This is a genomic window from Streptomyces rugosispiralis (genome assembly GCF_024505145.1).
In the GTDB taxonomy this organism is placed as follows: domain Bacteria; phylum Actinomycetota; class Actinomycetes; order Streptomycetales; family Streptomycetaceae; genus Streptomyces; species Streptomyces rugosispiralis.
The window spans coordinates 128,398-145,267 of sequence record NZ_JANIAA010000008.1 but is presented as its reverse complement, the minus strand read 5'-3'; the positions used below and the strand labels follow the sequence as shown (position 1 = coordinate 145,267).

Here is a 16,870-nt window from a genome sequence, read left to right as displayed (position 1 = left end):
GGTGGTCCATGGGATGCTGGACCGCGATGGCCAGGAAGACGACGACCGACGATCCGCTCGCCCCGCTGACCCTCGCCGTGGGTCAGGAGGAGCTGCTGCTCGACCGCGCCGTGCAGCAGGTGGTGGCGGCCGCCCGCGCGGCCGACCCCGACACCGATGTGCGCGACCTCATGCCCGACGCGCTCCAGCCCGGCACCCTTGCCGAGTTGACCAGCCCCTCGCTCTTCGCGGAGCGCAAGGTCGTGGTGGTGCGCAACGCACAGGATCTGTCGGCCGACACGATCAAGGACGTGAAGGGCTATCTCGGCACCCCCGCCGAGGAGATCACCCTGGTGCTGCTGCACGCGGGCGGGGCCAAGGGGAAGGGGCTGCTCGACGCCGCCCGTAAGGCCGGGGCGCGCGAGGTCGCCTGCCCGAAGATGACCAAGCCCGCCGACCGGCTGGCGTTCGTACGGTCGGAGTTCCGCGCCACCGGCCGGTCCGCCACACCCGAGGCATGCCAGGCCCTGGTGGACGCCATCGGGAGCGATCTGCGCGAGTTGGCCAGCGCGGTCTCCCAGCTCGTGGCCGATGTCGAGGGCACGATCGACGAGGCCGTCGTCGCCCGCTACTACACCGGCCGTGCCGAGGCGTCCAGCTTCACCGTCGCCGACCGCGCCGTCGAGGGCCGCGCGGCCGAGGCGCTGGAGGCCCTGCGCTGGGCCGTCTCCACCGGGGTGCCGCCGGTGCTGATCACCAGCGCCCTGGCCCAGGGCGTCCGCTCCATCGGCAAGCTGGCCTCCGCGCCGCGCGGCGCCCGGCCCGGCGATCTCGCCCGTGAGTTGGGCATGCCGCCGTGGAAGATCGACCGGGTGCGGCAGCAGATGCGTGGCTGGTCGGCCGATGGAGTGGCGATCGCGCTGCGCGCCGTCGCGGAGGCTGACGCGGGGGTCAAGGGCGGTGGGGACGATCCGGAGTACGCCCTGGAGAAGGCCGTCGTCACGATCGCCCGCGCCGCAAGGGCGGGCCGCCGCTAGCCGCCGACCGGGCCCCGGGGTCGGGTGGCGCGTGTCGTTCCCGGCACGTCTCGTTCCCCACCCCACCCCACCCCGCCCCTTCCCGAACCGGGGCTCCGTGCGTCTTCGGGCCGGGCGGTGGCCGTGGTCCGGGCCGGCGGTTACCCCTTCATCTTCTCCAGCGTCGCCTTCGCGCTCCTCTTGAGCATCTCGGTGGCCTGCTCCGGCGTCTTGGCCGAGGCGCTGGACGAGGACGACACATACTCCGACCAGGTCGACTGATAGGTCATCCAGCCGTCCCGTACGGCGAGGATCACATAGGCGCCGGTGTTGGAGGTGCTGCTCTTGCTCTCCTGCTTCACCACATACGCCTCTTCGCCCAGCCCGCTGACCGGGCTCACCTCATAGCTGTAGGTGGACGTCTTCTGGTCCTCGTACGCCCGGTACTGGGCCTCGAATTCGGGGCCGGGGTCGGTCTTCTTGTGCAGGGACGCCGTTGTGTAGAGCCACACCGAGGAGTAGTCGCTGGTGCTCGAGCCGCTCGGCTCGAAGTCGATGTTGCAGGTCATCGAGTCCAGCGCGGGGCTCTCGGAACTGCTGTGCTGAGGGTTCGAGGACGATGAGTCGGTCTTCTGCTCGTACCCGGAGTCCTCGAAGGCATGGGAGTCCGTCGAGTCGCACAGATTGGTCGTGTAGCGGTAGCCCGCGAGATCGGCCTCCGCCTCGTTCCCGTCGAAGCCTCCCGTGGCGAACAGCACCCCGGCCCAGACCGCCGAGGCGACGACGGCCCCGCCAAGACCCCACAGCCAGCCCTTGCCACCGCCCCCGGACCCGCCCCCGGGACCCATGGGAGGCGCCCCGGGAGGTGTGCCCGGTGCGCCCATCGGGCCGTATCCGCCGCCCAGGGGGATGGAAGGCATCGTGGGCTGGGCGTACGGATTGGCCTGGGGCGGCTGGGCCTGGGGCGGCACCTGCCCGTACGGGCCGGGCGGCGGGCTCGGCGCCGGGCTCTGCCCCGGCCCCTGCGGAGCGCTCTGCGCCGGCCCCTGCGGAGCGCTCTGCGCCGGGCTCTGCTGCGGCGGCTGCGGCGGCTGAGGCGGTTGGGGCGGCTGTGGCGGCCCGTACGGATTGGGTGTTTCCCCCGGTGTCGACATGACGTGAACATACCCGAATTAAGCGCGAAAGCCCCGCGCTGTCCTGGGGAAAGGACAGGCGCGGGGCCTTCGTGTCGATCAAGCGCGCCGCACCCGCGTGGCGAACGCAGGCCGCGTGCGGCGCGGTGCCGCTGAAGGGGCTGAAGAGGCTCTCGGCTGCCGGTTGGAGCGGGTGAGAGGGACCGCTGTGCCCAAACCGGCCGGAGACCACCCCCGTAAGGCGTCAGCCTTCGAGGTCAGCCCTGGGAGGCGTCAGCCCCGTAAGGCCTCGGCCCCGTAATGGCGTCAGCCCTTGAGGCTGGAGACCTGCTGGGCGAGCGCCGACTTCTTGTTGGCGGCGTTGTTCTTGTGCAGAACACCCTTGCTGACGGCCTTGTCGAGCTTGCGCGCGGCGATGCGGATGGCTTCGTTGGCCTTCTCGGCGTCACCGGCGGCCACGGCCTCGCGGGTGCGGCGGATGGCGGTCTTCAGCTCGGACTTGACCGCCTTGTTGCGCAGGCGCGCCTTCTCGTTCGTCTTGTTCCGCTTGATCTGGGACTTGATGTTCGCCACGTAAAAGCCTTCGCAGGTTCGTTGGGTTTCACTTGCTTCGTGGTGCGTCCGTGCCCTCCGTGCCCATGGAGGCGTCCGCGAAGACGTCCATGGAGCCCCCTACGGAGATGTCCTCGGAGATCTCCGCGAAAGAGGGGGCACGAGACACAGTCGGCCAGATTACCAGCAGGGTCCATGGCGTCCCAAACCCGGAAGAGGTCGCCATTCATGGGACCATGGACGGGACTGACCCATACCGATAACACCGAGTCCCGCCTAGACACAGGACCCTGCGTGCCCGCGACCCCTACCAATGTGCCGGAGCCGAGCCGTACCGACCCGGCTCTTATCCGTAACTTCTGCATCATCGCGCACATCGACCACGGCAAGTCGACGCTCGCCGACCGCATGCTCCAGCTGACCGGTGTGGTCGAGCAGCGGCAGATGCGAGCGCAGTATCTCGACCGCATGGACATCGAGCGCGAGCGCGGCATCACGATCAAGTCCCAGGCGGTCCGGCTGCCCTGGGCGCCGACGAAGGACGAGGGCGGCGAGTCCGCCACCCACATCCTCAACATGATCGACACCCCCGGCCACGTGGACTTCACCTACGAGGTCTCGCGTTCCCTCGCCGCGTGCGAGGGCTGCATCCTGCTGGTCGACGCGGCCCAGGGCATCGAGGCCCAGACCCTCGCCAACCTCTATCTGGCGATGGAGCACGACCTCACGATCATCCCGGTCCTCAACAAGATCGACCTGCCCGCCGCCCAGCCCGAGAAGTACGCCGCAGAGCTGGCGCACCTCATCGGCTGCGACCCCTCCGACGTGCTGAAGGTCTCCGCCAAGACCGGCGAGGGCGTGGCAGAGCTGCTGAACCGGGTCGTCGAGCTGGTGCCCGCCCCGGTGGGCGTCCACGACGCCCCCGCCCGCGCGATGATCTTCGACTCCGTCTACGACGCCTACCGGGGTGTCGTGACCTATGTGAAGGTCGTCGACGGCACCCTCGGCAGGCGCGAGCGGATCAAGATGATGTCCACCGGCGCCGCCCATGAGCTGCTGGAGATCGGCACCAACTCGCCCGAGATGACCCCCGCCGACGGGCTGTCCGTGGGCGAGGTGGGCTATCTGATCACCGGTGTGAAGGATGTCCGCCAGTCCAAGGTCGGTGACACGATCACCCAGGTCAGCGGCGGTGCGCAGGAACCGCTGGGCGGCTACAAGGACCCGAAGCCGATGGTGTTCTCGGGGCTGTATCCGCTGGACGGCTCGGACTACCCCGAGCTGCGCGAGGCCCTGGACAAGCTGCAGCTCAACGATGCCGCGCTGGTCTACGAGCCGGAGACCTCGGCCGCGCTCGGCTTCGGCTTCCGCGTCGGCTTCCTCGGGCTGCTGCACCTGGAGGTCATCCGTGAGCGCCTGGAGCGCGAATTCAATCTCGACCTGATCGCCACCGCGCCCAATGTGGTCTATCGGGTGGAGATGGAGGACGGCACCGAGCACACGGTGACCAACCCCAGCGAGTTCCCGGTGGGCAAGATCGACACGGTGCACGAGCCGGTCGTACGGGGCACCATCCTCGCCCCGAGCGAGTTCATCGGCGCGATCATGGAGCTGTGCCAGAACCGCCGCGGGGTGCTGCTCGGCATGGACTACCTCTCCGAGGACCGGGTCGAGATCCGCTACACCCTGCCGCTCGCCGAGGTCGTCTTCGACTTCTTCGACCAGCTGAAGTCCAAGACCCGCGGCTATGCCTCGCTCGACTACGAGCCCACCGGTGAGCAGACCTCCGAGCTGGTCAAGGTCGACATCCTGCTGCACGGCGACAAGGTGGACGCGTTCTCGGCGATCACCCACAAGGACAAGGCGTACGCGTACGGTGTCCGGCTGGTCGCCAAGCTGCGCGAGCTCATCCCGCGGCAGAACTTCGAGGTGCCCATCCAGGCGGCCATCGGCTCCCGGGTGATCGCCCGTGAGACGGTCCGTGCCATCCGTAAGGACGTCCTCGCCAAGTGCTACGGCGGTGACATCTCCCGTAAGCGGAAGCTGCTGGAGAAGCAGAAGGAAGGCAAGAAGCGGATGAAGATGGTCGGCAGTGTGGAGGTGCCCCAGGAGGCCTTCATCGCCGTGCTGTCCTCCGACTCCGACGGTAAGGACTCCAAGGCGAAGAAGTAGGACGCCGCCCCGGGAGAAATGGCCCCAGGGCCGGAGCACCGGGGACAGTGTGGTCAGCGGGCCTGGCGTGCTGGACGCGCCGGGTCCGTCGCCTTCCGTGGCCTCTCTTGGGCATCTCGTGAGAACAACGTGACCCGGCCCCCTTACGCCGTAAGGATTCGGCCCCTACCCTGATCACCTACTCGAAGGTTACTCGCGAGTCACCAAGCAATGATGCGGGCCCCGGAGGATGCCGTGACCGACACACAGAACTTGCTCGAGAGCCGGCCGCCGTCCCTGGCGACGCACTTCCTCCAGCGCGTCGAGGCGACACCGGACAAGGAGGCGTACCGCTATCCGGTGCCTCCTGCCTCGGGCACGGGCCCCGACGAGTGGCGGCCGCTGACCTGGCGGGAAAGCGCGGATCGGGTCTTCGCCATCGCCGCCGGGCTGATCGATCTGGGCATCCGTCCCGAGGAGCGGGTGGCGCTGGCCTCCTCGACCCGCGTGGAGTGGATCCTGGCCGACCTCGGCGTGCTGTGCGCGGGCGCGGCCACCACCACGGTCTACCCGACCACCAACGCCGACGAGACCTCCTTCATCCTCTCCGACTCCGGCAGCCGGGTGCTGATCGCCGAGGACGCGGTGCAGCTCGCCAAGGTGCGGGCGCAGCGCGAGGAACTCCCCGAGCTGGTCCATGTGGTGGTGATCCAGGCCGACGACGCGGTCCCTGCCGCGGACGATCCCGAGGGCTGGGTGCTCTCGCTCACCGAGCTGGAGAAGCGGGGCGCGGCGCTGCTGGAACGGCAGCCGGACGCCGTACGGGAGCGGATGGACGCCCTGCGCAGCGATCAGCTGGCGACGCTCATCTACACCTCCGGTACCACCGGGCGCCCCAAGGGCGTACGCCTGGCGCATGACTCCTGGTCGTACATGGCCATTGTGATCGGCAATCAGGACGGACTGCTCTTCCCCGACGATGTGCAGTATCTGTGGCTGCCGCTCGCGCATGTCTTCGGCAAGGTACTGACGGCGGGACAGATCTACGTCGGCCACACCACGGCGGTGGACGGCCGGGTCGACAAGATCATCGAGAATCTGCCGGTGGTCCGCCCGACCTATATGTGCGCCGTGCCGCGGATCTTCGAGAAGGTCTACAACGGGGTGGCTCAGCGGGCGCGCGAGGGCGGGGGCGCCCAGTACAAGATCTTCCAGTGGGCGGCCGGGGTCGCCCGGGACTACGCCAGGGTCTCCCAGGACAACTTCCGCCGCACCGGCACCGCCTCCGCGCCCTTCGGTCTCCGGACCCAGCACGCGGTGGCCGACAAGCTGGTCTACGGCAAGCTGCGCGACGCGTTCGGCGGCCGGCTGCGGGCCGCGGTGTCCGGCTCCGCCGGGCTCGCGCCCGACATCGGCTACTTCTTCGCGGGCGCCGGGATCAACATCCTGGAGGGCTACGGCCTGACCGAGTCCAGCGCCGCCAGCTTCCTCAACCCGGCGGACTACCGTACCGGCACGGTCGGCAAGGCGTTCCCGGGCCTGGAGGTGCGGTTCGCCGAGGACGGCGAGGTGCTGCTGCGCGGCCCCGGCATCATGCAGGGCTACCACGGGCTGCCGGAGCTGACCGCGCAGGTGCTGGAGTCCGACGGCTGGTTCCACACCGGGGACATCGGCGAGCTGTCCCCCGACGGCTATCTGCGGATCACCGACCGCAAGAAGGACCTCATCAAGACCTCGGGCGGCAAGTACGTGGCCCCGGCGGAGGTCGAGGGCCAGTTCAAGGCGGTGTGCCCGTTCGTCTCCAACATCCTGGTGCACGGCGCCGACCGCAATTACTGCACCGCGCTGATCGCGCTCGACGAGCCCACGATCATGAAGTGGGCGGGCGACCACGGCCTCGGCGGCAGGACCTACGCGGAGGTCGTGGACACCGATGAGGTGCGGGAGCTGATCGGCGGCTATGTGCAGCGGCTCAACGACGGGCTGCAGCGCTGGCAGACGATCAAGAAATTCCGGCTGCTGCCGCGCGATCTGGACGTGGAGCACGGGGAGTTGACGCCCAGCCTGAAGCTCAAGCGCCCGGTCGTGGAGCGTGAGTACAAGGCTCTGATCGAGGACATGTACGCGGGCACGCGAGAGGTTTAACGGGCAAGGATACGACCCCGCACCGGATTTCAGGTTGACCGGCCCGCCGGACACATGAATTTTCCCCTTATCGCGGTTCACTTGCGTAACCCGGTGCATATGAGGGCGGTCCGTCTGTCACTCTGTCCGTGCCGGATACGGTTACGGATACGGCGTTATGACGGAGCTTCTTCAGGAGCCGCACAGTGGGGACGTCATCTTCTGCCACTTCTGGTAGGTCGGTTGAGGGCGGTGGGGTGGTTCTACCGGTCGGGGGTGGGGTCGGCCCCGTCCGTACCAGCGCATCGGCCCGCGTCAGCCTGCCCTGCAGCCCGCTCGCGGCCTCGGCCGCGCGCCGGTTCGTCCGTGCCGCCCTCGCCGACTGGGCCGCGCTCGAGGTCCCGGCCGCCGACCGGGTCACCGATCAGGTGGCGGACGAGGCCGTACTGCTGGTGAGCGAGCTGGTCACCAACGCGGTGGTGCACGCGGGCACCGCCGTCGAGGTGAGCTGTGCGCTGGATGTGTCGGACCGCGAGGGCGAGCCGCCGTCCCTGGTGGTGGAGGTGACCGATCACCATCCCACCCGGGTGGTGCGCGGCGATCCGCCGGATGCGGACGAGCCGCCGGAGTACGCGGGCGGCCATGGGCTGCGGCTGGTGACCGAGGTCGCCGAGTCCTGGGGGACGACCTACCGGCGGGCGACCAAGTCGGTGTGGTTCCAGATGGCGGTGGCGCCCACGGGTCCGGCCGCCGCGGGCGGCATGGGCTCGGCCTTCATGGACGCCGCGGCCGCCGTGGACGCCATGGACGCGGCGAACGCCACCGTGGCCGGGCCGGACGGCGGCTTCGACCCGGCGGTCCCCGAGGGCCTCGGAGCCGTCCCCGAGGGCCTGGGGCCCGTCGGTGAAAGCCGTAAGGAGGCCGTCGAGGCCGTCGAGATCGTCGCGCCCGGGCAGGGCCTCGTCCCGGTCCGCCGCGACCCCGAGTGGATCCAGCGCGGCGCGCTCGCCTTCCTCGCCGAGGCGTCCGATCTGCTGGCCGGGCAGTTCGACGAGGACATGGTGACCTCGCTCGCCGGACAACTGCTGGTGCCCCGGCTCGCCGACTGGTGCGCGATCTGGCTCGACTCCACCAGCGGCCCGCCGCGGCTGGCCCGGGTCTGGCACGCCAGCGAGGGGCGCATCGAGGGCCTGCGGCAGGTGCTGGAGAAGGAGCCGCCCCATGTGCCCACCGCCGTCCGCGGCGGCGCCGTGGAGTGGCCGTGGCCGGCCGACCCCGCCGCGTACGGGCCGGGCGGCGCGGCCCTCGCGTGCCGGCTGGTGGCGGGCGGCCGCGCGCTCGGCACGCTGCTGCTGGGGCGGGCCGGGCTGGTGCGGATGCCGGCCGAAGTGGTCGGCCTGATCGAGGACTTCGCCCGCCGTGTGGCCCTGGCGCTCGCCTCCGCCCGCCGCTACACCCGCCAGGCCACCATCAGCCGGGTGCTCCAGCGCGGGCTGCTGCCGTCCGTGATCCCGCGGATCCCCGGGGTCGAGTCGGCCGTGGTGTACGAGCCGACCGGCGAGATCTCGGCCGGGGGCGACTTCTACGACATCTTCCCGGCCGGTGACGGCCGCTGGTGCTTCGTCCTGGGCGACGTCTGCGGGAACGGCCCGGAGGCGGCCGTGGTGACCGGCCTCGTCCGGCCCTGGCTGCGGCTGCTCGCCCGCGAGGGATACGGCGTCGGAGAGGTCCTGGACCGGCTCAACCAGCTGCTGGGCGAGGAGGCGGTGGAGCAGGCCGTCGAGGGCGCCGCGGAGGCCGTGGTGGCCGGTGTGGAGGCCGTGGGAGGCCCCGCCGGAGTCGTGGAGCTGGTGGACGGCGGCCTGGTCGGCGGCGCGGGGCTGTCGGGCGGCGGGGTCGCGCGGTTCCTGTCGCTGCTGTACGGGGAGCTGGAGCCGCTGGGCGACGGCCTGGGGGTGCGCTGCACGCTGGCCAGCGCGGGGCATCCGCTGCCGCTGGTGCTGGGGCCGGATGGTGAGGTGCGGACGGTCGCGGCGCCGCAGATATTGCTGGGCGTCGTGGACGATGTGTCGTACGAGAGTGAATCGTTCGATCTGACGCCTGGGGAAACACTGCTCTGTGTGACGGACGGGGTGACGGAGCACCGGTCGGGCGACCGGCAGTTCGACGACGAGGACGGCCTGGCGGCGGCGTTCGCGCTGTGCGGGGGACTGAGCGCGCGGCAGGTCGCGGAGCGGGTGCGCCGGGCGGTGGACGAGTTCGCGCCGGACCCGCCGGACGACGACCTGGCGATGCTGGTCCTGAAGTCGCTCTAGGGAGTGTCCGGCGGGTCGTGACGCCTGCGGCGGGCGGCTCTCCTCCGCGCCCCTTCCGGAAGTACGCGCCCCTTCCGGAAGTACCTCAGTGTGCGGCTCCGCCGCGTGGCTCGATATGCGGCACCGCCGCGTGGTCCCGGGTGGCGCCGGTCGTGCCGGACAATGGGGGCATGCCTTCCGTATTGCCTGATGGTGAGCCCATGCCCGAGGACGGCGCACTGCCCGCGACCGCTTTGGCGGGGGCGGAGCGGCGGCCGCTGGGGTTCTATCTGCATGTGCCGTACTGCGCCACCCGCTGCGGCTACTGCGACTTCAACACCTACACCGCCAGTGAGCTGCGCGGCTCCGGCGGGGTGCTCGCCTCGCGGGACAACTACGCCGAGCAGGTCGTCGAGGAGATACGGCTGGCGCGGAAGGTGCTGGGGGACGACCCGCGGGCCGTGGAGACCGTATTCGTCGGCGGCGGGACCCCGACCCTGCTCGCCGCGGCCGATCTCGGGCGGATGCTGGGGGCGATCCGGGACGAGTTCGGGCTGGCCGAGGGGGCCGAGGTCACGACCGAGGCCAATCCGGAGTCAGTGGATCCGCGGTATCTGGCGGAGCTGCGGGAGGCGGGGTTCAACCGGATCTCCTTCGGCATGCAGAGCGCCCGGCAGCACGTCCTGAAGGTGCTGGACCGTACGCACACCCCGGGGCGCCCCGAGACGTGTGTGGCCGAGGCGCGGGCGGCCGGATTCGGCCATGTGAACCTGGACCTGATCTACGGGACGCCGGGGGAGAGCGACGCGGACTGGCGGGCCTCCCTGGAGGCGGCGCTCGGGGCGGGTCCGGACCATGTGTCGGCGTATGCGCTGATCGTGGAGGAGGGCACCCAGCTGGCGCGGCGGATCCGGCGCGGCGAGATCCCGATGACCGACGACGATGTGCACGCGGACCGCTATCTGATCGCCGACGAGACCCTTACGGCCGCCGGGTTCGCCTGGTACGAGGTCTCCAACTGGGCCACCTCGCCCGCCGGGCGCTGCCGCCACAACGAGCTGTACTGGCGCGGCGCCGACTGGTGGGGCGCGGGCCCCGGCGCGCACAGCCATGTGGGCGGTGTGCGGTGGTGGAACGTGAAGCACCCCGGGGCGTACGCACAGGCCCTGGGCGAGGGTCGGTCGCCCGGCGCGGGCCGGGAACTGCTGTCCGCCGAGGAGCGCCGGGTGGAGCGGATCCTGCTGGAGCTGCGGCTGGCCGAGGGCTGCCTGCTGGAGCTGCTGCGCCCGGCCGGGGCGGCGGCCGCGGCACGGGCCCTGGCGGACGGTCTGCTGGAGCCGGAGCCGTACGGGCGCGGGCAGGCCGTGCTCACACTCCGGGGGCGGCTGCTGGCGGACGCGGTGGTGCGGGACCTGGTGGACTGAGGCGGGGCCGTAAGCCAGTGAGGGAGCGGTCAGCCCGTACGGAAGCCGCCAGCCCGTACGAGGCCGCCAGCCCGTACAAAAGCCGTCACGGCGGCCGTCAGCGCCTTACGGAGGCCACCAGCCCCTTACGGCGGCCGTCAGCCCAGTGGAGCCGTCACGAAGTCGATCAATTCCTCGACCCTCCCCAGGAGCTCCGGCTGGAGGTCCTTGTAGGAGTGGACCGAGGACAGGATCCGCTGCCAGGCGGCCCCGGTGTTCTCCGGCCAGCCCAGGGCGCGGCAGACGCCCTTCTTCCAGTCCTGGCCGTGCGGCACCGTCGGCCAGGCCGGGATGTTGAGGGAGGACGGCTTCACGGCCTCCCAGATGTCGATGTAGGGGTGGCCGAGGACCAGCACATGCTCGTCGGTGACCTGTGCGGCGATACGGGACTCCTTGGAGCCCGTCACCAGATGGTCGACGAGGACGCCGAGCCGGGCGTCCGGGCCGGGGGCGAAGCCGTCGACGATGGCGGGCAGGTCGTCGACGCCCTCCAGGTACTCCACGACGACGCCCTCGATGCGCAGGTCGTCGCCCCAGACCCGCTCGACCAGTTCCGCGTCATGGCGCCCCTCGACATAGATGCGCCCCGCGCGGGCGACCCTCGCACGGGCCCCCGGCACGGCGATCGACCCCGAGGCCGTGCGCCGGGGCGCGCCGGGGGCCGCCGCACGCGGGCGTACGAGGGTGACGACACGCCCCTCGAGCAGAAAACCGCGCGGCTCCATGGGGAAGACGCGATGTTTGCCGAAGCGGTCCTCCAGAGTGACCGTCGGACCCTGGGCGGTCTTCTCGCAGCGGATCACGGCACCACAGAATCCGGTGGTGACCTCCTCCACGACGAGGTCCGGTTCGGCGGGGACCTCGGGGGCGGGCCGCTGCCGCTTCCAGGGCGGCGTCAGGTCCGGGTCGTACTGTCGCATCCGGATGACGATAGCGCGCGACGGCCACCCGCTCCCGCGGTCGCACGACCGGGCGAACCACTAGGCGAACGACTAGAGGCGAACGACTGGAGGCGAACGACTGGAGGCGAACGACTGGAGCGACGGTCAGCCGGACACGCCGAAGCGGGCGGCCAGTTCGTCGCGTTGGGCCCGTACGAACGCGGCGTCCACGACGGAGCCGTGCCCGGGGACGTACCGCGCGTCCGCGCCGCCGAGTGCGAGCAGCCGGTCGAGGGCGGCGGGCCAGTGGCCGGGGATCGCGTCGGGCCCGGCCTGGGGCGTGCCGGACTCCTCCACCAGATCGCCGCAGAAGACCACCTCGGGCCGGCCGGGCACCAGGACGGCCAGGTCGTGGGCGGTGTGGCCGGGCCCCACATTGGCCAGCAGCACCGTACGGCCGCCGAGGTCGAGGCTGAGCTCCCCGCAGACCAGGTGGTGCGGGAAGGCCAGATGGTCCACGGCCTCGGTGGCGGCGTCCCGGTCCACTCCGTGGCGGATCGCGTCCTCGCGCAGCGTCTCCCGCTCACGGCGCAGCAGCTCGTCCAGGCCCGTGGCCCCGTAGACCTCGCAGCCCGCGAAGGCGGCCGAGCCCAGGACATGGTCGAAGTGCGGATGGGTGAGCGCGATCCGGGTGGGGCGGCGGCCGGTCAGCCGGGTGATCCCGGAGCGCAGTTCGGCCCCGGCGCGCAGGGTCGCGCCGGTGTCCACGACGAGGATGTCGGTCCGGCCGACGACCACGCCGACCGTCTCGTCCCACTCCGGCATCCGACGGCGGGCCACACCGGGCGCGAGCCACTCCCAGCCCGCCTCTTCCCAACACGTCTCCATACCGCGACGCTAGCTCAAAGGGGATGGGGGAGAGTTGCTGCCGACGGCGGCTCTTGCCCATGCCACCGCACCCCGCCGTACACTGGCGGAGGGGCTCTGGCACTCGTGCCCGGTGAGTGCCAGACGGACGACCTGATGAGACCGCTGGACTGGAGGTGCGCGGGGTGCTCAGCGAACGCAGACTCGAGGTGCTGCGTGCCATTGTCCAGGACTATGTGGGGACGGAGGAGCCGGTCGGCTCCAAGGCGCTCACCGAGCGGCACCGGCTGGGGGTCTCCCCGGCCACGGTGCGTAACGACATGGCCGCTCTGGAGGACGAGGGCTTCATCGCCCAGCCGCATACGAGCGCCGGGCGGATCCCCACGGACAAGGGCTATCGCCTCTTCGTGGACAAGCTGGCCGGAGTCAAGCCACTGTCCAGCCCGGAGCGGCGGGCCATTCAGAACTTCCTGGACGGTGCGGTCGACCTCGACGACGTGGTGGGGCGCACGGTCCGGCTGCTGGCGCAGCTGACCCGGCAGGTGGCGGTGGTGCAGTATCCGTCGCTGACCCGTTCGACGGTGCGCCATGTGGAGCTGCTCCCGCTGGCGCCGGCCCGGGTGATGCTGGTGCTGATCACCGACACCGGCCGGGTGGAGCAGCGGATGGTCGACTGCCCCAGTCCGGTCACCGAGGATTCGCTCGCCGATCTGCGCGCCCGGCTCAACAGCCGGGTCGTGGGGCGGCGTTTCGCGGATGTGCCGCAATTGGTGCAGGATCTTCCGGAGTCCTTCGAACAGGAGGACCGGGGGACCGTCTCGACCGTACTGTCGACCTTGCTCGAGACGCTCGTGGAGGAGACCGAGGAGCGGCTGATGATCGGCGGCACCGCGAACCTCACGCGTTTCGTGCATGATTTCCCCCTGACGATCCGGCCCGTTCTGGAGGCACTCGAGGAGCATGTCGTCCTCCTCAAGCTGCTGGGCGAGGCCAAAGACTCGGGTATGACCGTGCGGATCGGGCATGAGAATGCTCACGAGGGGCTCAACGCCACCTCGGTCGTCGCGGTCGGCTACGGTTCCGGCGACGAGGCGGTCGCCAAACTCGGCGTGGTCGGACCGACCCGCATGGACTACCCCGGAACGATGGGAGCGGTACGCGCAGTGGCACGTTACGTCGGACAGATCCTGGCGGAGTCGTAAGTGGCGACGGACTACTACGCAGTCCTGGGCGTGCCTCGTGATGCCTCGCAGGACCAGATCAAGAAGGCATTCCGGCGGCTCGCCCGCGAGCTGCATCCGGACGTGAATCCGGATCCGAAGACCCAGGAGCGGTTCAAGGAGATCAACGCCGCTTACGAGGTGCTGTCGGATCCGCAGAAGAAGCAGGTCTACGACCTGGGCGGGGACCCGAATGCCGGGCCGGGCGGCGGTGGCGCCGGCGGCTTCGGCGCGGGTTTCGGCAACTTCTCCGACATCATGGACGCGTTCTTCGGCACCGCCTCGCAGCGCGGTCCGCGTTCCAGGACCCGGCGCGGTCAGGACGCGATGATCCGCCTGGACGTGGAGCTCAGCGAGGCCGCGTTCGGGACCACCAAGGACATCCAGGTCGACACCGCGGTCGTCTGCACCACGTGCAGCGGCGAGGGCGCGGCGCCGGGCACCTCGGCGCAGACCTGTGACATGTGCCGTGGCCGCGGTGAGGTCTCCCAGGTGACGCGGTCCTTCCTGGGCCAGGTCATGACCTCGCGCCCGTGCCCCCAGTGCCAGGGCTTCGGCACCGTGGTGCCGACCCCGTGCCCGGAGTGCGCGGGCGACGGCCGGATCCGCTCGCGGCGCACCCTTACGGTGAAGATCCCCGCCGGTGTGGACAACGGCACCAGGATCCAGCTGGCCGGTGAGGGCGAGGTCGGACCGGGCGGCGGCCCGGCGGGCGACCTGTACGTGGAGATCCATGAGCTCCCGCACCCGGTCTTCCAGCGGCGCGGCGACGACATGCACTGCACGGTGACCATCCCGATGACGGCGGCGTCGCTGGGTACCAAGGTGCCGCTGGAGACGCTGGACGGCCTGGAGGAGGTCGACATCCGGCCCGGAACCCAGTCCGGCCAGTCGATCCCGCTGCACCAGCGCGGCGTCACCCATCTGCGGGGCGGCGGCCGGGGCGACCTGATCGTGCACGTCGAGGTGACCACCCCGACCAAGCTGGACCCGGAGCAGGAGGAGCTGCTGCGGCGGCTGTCCAAGCTGCGCGGTGAGGAGCGCCCGACCGGCGAGTTCAAGCCGGGGCAGCAGGGGCTGTTCTCGCGGCTGAAGGACGCGTTCAACGGGCGGTAGGCGCTTCGCCCGGGGTACGGGGGTTGGCCCCCGGGGGGGTGCGGCAAGGTTCGGCCGGGAATCGGCTCGCGGCGCCCATGAACCGGTGGTGAGCCGGTGCGGAGGGCATGACACGATGTGGCCATGTCCTCCGCGCTGACCGATCTTTACCGGTACCCGATCGTGCAGGCGCCGATGGCGGGTGGAGCCTCCTGCCCGCAGCTCGCCGCCACCGTCTCCGAGGCCGGTGGCCTCGGTTTCCTCGCCGCCGGCTACAAGACGCCGGAGGCGATGTATGAGGAGATCAAACAGCTGCGGGGGCTGACCGCCCGGCCCTTCGGCATCAATCTGTTCATGCCGCAGCCGCCCAACCCCGACCCGGCCGCCGTCGCGGCCTACGGCGAGCGGCTCGCGGGCGAGGCGGCCTGGTACGAGACCTCGCTGGGCGACCCGGAGTCGGGCTCGGACGACGCGTATGACGCCAAGCTGGCCGTGCTCCTCGACAACCCGGTCCCGGTCGTCTCGTTCACCTTCGGCTGCCCGACCCGCGCCGTTCTCGACGCCCTCGCCAAGGTCGGCACCCGTACGGTCGTCACCGTGACCTCGCCCGTCGAGGCGCAGACCGCCCAGTGGGCGGGCGCCGACGCCGTCTGTGTGCAGGGCGTGGAGGCCGGCGGCCACCAGGGCACGTACAGCAACGACCCGGCCGCGGACGGGATGGGCGTCGGGCTCGGGCTGCTGTCGCTGATCACGCTGGTCCGTGAGTACGTCCAGATCCCGATCATCGCGGCGGGCGGGATCATGCGCGGTTCGCAGATCGCCGCCGCGCTGTCCGCGGGCGCGGTCGCGGCCCAGTTGGGGACCGCGTTCCTGGTGTGCCCCGAGTCCGGGGCGAACGCCCTGCACAAGCAGGCGATGACGGATCCGCTGTTCGGCCGCACCGAGCTGACCCGCGCCTTCTCCGGGCGCCCGGCCCGGGGCCTGGTCAACCGCTTCATGCGCGAGCACGGCCCGTACGCGCCGGCCGCCTACCCCCAGCTGCACCACATCACCTCCGGCCTCCGTAAGGCGGCCGCGAAGGCGGGTGACCCCCAGGGGATGGCGCTGTGGGCTGGGCAGGGCCACCGGCTGGCGCGTGACCTGCCCGCCGCGCGGCTGGTGGAGACGCTCGCGGTGGAACTCGACGCGGCGCGGGCCGGGTTGGGCCTTCAGCCCCAGCGGGGTGCGGTGTCGTGACCGCCCCGGTGTTCGTGGCCGACTCCCTCGCGGGGGCGGCCGCGGGGGGCCGGGTCCGGCTGGAGGGCCCGGAGGGGCGCCACGCGGTGTCCGTAAGGCGGCTGCGGGTCGGTGAGCCGGTGGTGCTGACGGACGGCCACGGTACGGGCGTCCAGGGCACCGTGGCGGCCGTCGAGGGCAAGGACCGGCTGGAGGTCGCGGTGGACGAGGTGCGCCGGGAGACCGCCCCGGACCCGAGGATCACCGTCGTCCAGGCGCTGCCCAAGGGCGACCGGGGCGAGCTGGCGGTGGAGACCATGACGGAGACCGGAGTGGACGCCGTCGTGCCGTGGTCGGCCGCCCGCTGCATCACCCAGTGGAAGGGCGAGCGCGGCCTCAAGGCGCTCGGCAAATGGCGCTCGACCGCGCGCGAGGCGGGCAAGCAGTCCCGTCGGCTGACCTTCCCCGAGGTCACGGACGCGATGACGACCCGGCAGGTTGCCCGGCTTCTCGCCGAAGCCCAATTCGCGGCCGTGCTCCACGAGGAGGGCGGCGAACCGCTCGCGACGGCCCAACTGCCCGCGAGTGGCGAGATCGTACTGGTCGTCGGGCCCGAAGGGGGCGTGTCCCCCGAGGAGTTGGCTGCCTTCGCCGAGACGGGCGCGCGGCCGTACCGGCTGGGCCCGAGCGTGCTGCGCACCTCCACGGCCGGAACGGCGGCCGCCGCGCTGCTGCTCGGCCGCACCGGCCGCTGGGGGTGAGAGGCCCCTCCCGGGGCCCTCGCCGGGTACGCCCGCACCTGGCCGAGGACGGCCTTCCGGTTCGCGTCGGCCGATGGGAACCTACCCCCCATGGGGGTATTGAGCCAGGCAAGGCAGGC

At 71.2% G+C, this 16,870-nt stretch carries 13 protein-coding genes; 9 read left to right on the top strand and 4 right to left on the bottom strand.

The window, feature by feature from the left end:
* Positions 1-26 precede the first annotated feature (26 nt).
* Positions 27-1,016, top strand: a complete 990-nt coding sequence (gene holA / locus NP777_RS15880) for a DNA polymerase III subunit delta (protein ID WP_256650793.1) — start codon at positions 27-29, stop codon at positions 1,014-1,016.
* Positions 1,017-1,156: 140 nt separating this feature from the next.
* Here the strand turns inward: holA and NP777_RS15875 are convergent, their stop codons facing one another.
* Positions 1,157-1,915, bottom strand: coding sequence for a hypothetical protein (locus NP777_RS15875; RefSeq protein ID WP_256650792.1), 759 nt, complete (start codon positions 1,913-1,915; stop codon positions 1,157-1,159).
* Positions 1,916-2,434: 519 nt separating this feature from the next.
* On the bottom strand, positions 2,435-2,701 hold the full coding sequence (rpsT, locus tag NP777_RS15870; protein WP_198270332.1) for a 30S ribosomal protein S20: 267 nt from the start codon (positions 2,699-2,701) through the stop codon (positions 2,435-2,437).
* Positions 2,702-2,974: 273 nt separating this feature from the next.
* Between rpsT and lepA the strand changes: the two genes are divergently transcribed.
* The 4 genes from lepA to hemW all read left to right on the top strand — a co-directional run bounded on the left by lepA (position 2,975) and on the right by hemW (position 10,673).
* Complete coding sequence (gene lepA / locus NP777_RS15865) at positions 2,975-4,852, top strand: translation elongation factor 4 (RefSeq protein WP_256650791.1); 1,878 nt, start codon at positions 2,975-2,977, stop codon at positions 4,850-4,852.
* A 234-nt stretch (positions 4,853-5,086) separates the two neighbouring features.
* Positions 5,087-6,976: an AMP-dependent synthetase/ligase gene (locus tag NP777_RS15860; protein WP_256650790.1), complete on the top strand. Its 1,890-nt coding sequence runs from the start codon at positions 5,087-5,089 to the stop codon at positions 6,974-6,976.
* A gap of 236 nt (positions 6,977-7,212) precedes the next feature.
* A complete protein-coding gene (locus NP777_RS15855; RefSeq protein ID WP_256650789.1) occupies positions 7,213-9,270 on the top strand; it encodes a SpoIIE family protein phosphatase in 2,058 nt (685 codons plus the stop codon).
* A gap of 170 nt (positions 9,271-9,440) precedes the next feature.
* The gene (gene hemW / locus NP777_RS15850) at positions 9,441-10,673 is read left to right on the top strand and encodes a radical SAM family heme chaperone HemW (RefSeq protein ID WP_256650788.1); all 1,233 of its coding nucleotides are present in this window, start codon (positions 9,441-9,443) and stop codon (positions 10,671-10,673) included.
* 137 nt (positions 10,674-10,810) lie between these two features.
* Here hemW and NP777_RS15845 read toward each other — a convergent pair whose 3' ends face one another.
* Positions 10,811-11,632: a DUF3097 domain-containing protein gene (locus tag NP777_RS15845; RefSeq protein WP_256650787.1), complete on the bottom strand. Its 822-nt coding sequence runs from the start codon at positions 11,630-11,632 to the stop codon at positions 10,811-10,813.
* 126 nt (positions 11,633-11,758) lie between these two features.
* Entirely contained in the window at positions 11,759-12,481 is a 723-nt protein-coding gene (locus tag NP777_RS15840; RefSeq protein ID WP_256650786.1) for an MBL fold metallo-hydrolase, read from the bottom strand.
* A 164-nt stretch (positions 12,482-12,645) separates the two neighbouring features.
* Here NP777_RS15840 and hrcA point away from each other — a divergent pair, with 164 nt between their 5' ends.
* From hrcA to NP777_RS15820, 4 genes are all read left to right on the top strand, one after another.
* Positions 12,646-13,662: a heat-inducible transcriptional repressor HrcA gene (hrcA, locus tag NP777_RS15835; RefSeq protein ID WP_256650785.1), complete on the top strand. Its 1,017-nt coding sequence runs from the start codon at positions 12,646-12,648 to the stop codon at positions 13,660-13,662.
* Positions 13,663-14,796: a molecular chaperone DnaJ gene (gene dnaJ, locus NP777_RS15830; RefSeq protein WP_256650784.1), complete on the top strand. Its 1,134-nt coding sequence runs from the start codon at positions 13,663-13,665 to the stop codon at positions 14,794-14,796. It abuts the gene before it with no gap.
* A gap of 123 nt (positions 14,797-14,919) precedes the next feature.
* On the top strand, positions 14,920-16,011 hold the full coding sequence (locus tag NP777_RS15825) for a nitronate monooxygenase (protein ID WP_256650783.1): 1,092 nt from the start codon (positions 14,920-14,922) through the stop codon (positions 16,009-16,011).
* On the top strand, positions 16,008-16,751 hold the full coding sequence (locus NP777_RS15820) for a 16S rRNA (uracil(1498)-N(3))-methyltransferase (protein WP_256650782.1): 744 nt from the start codon (positions 16,008-16,010) through the stop codon (positions 16,749-16,751). Before NP777_RS15825 ends, NP777_RS15820 begins: the two co-directional genes overlap by 4 nt.
* Positions 16,752-16,870: the final 119 nt, after the last annotated feature.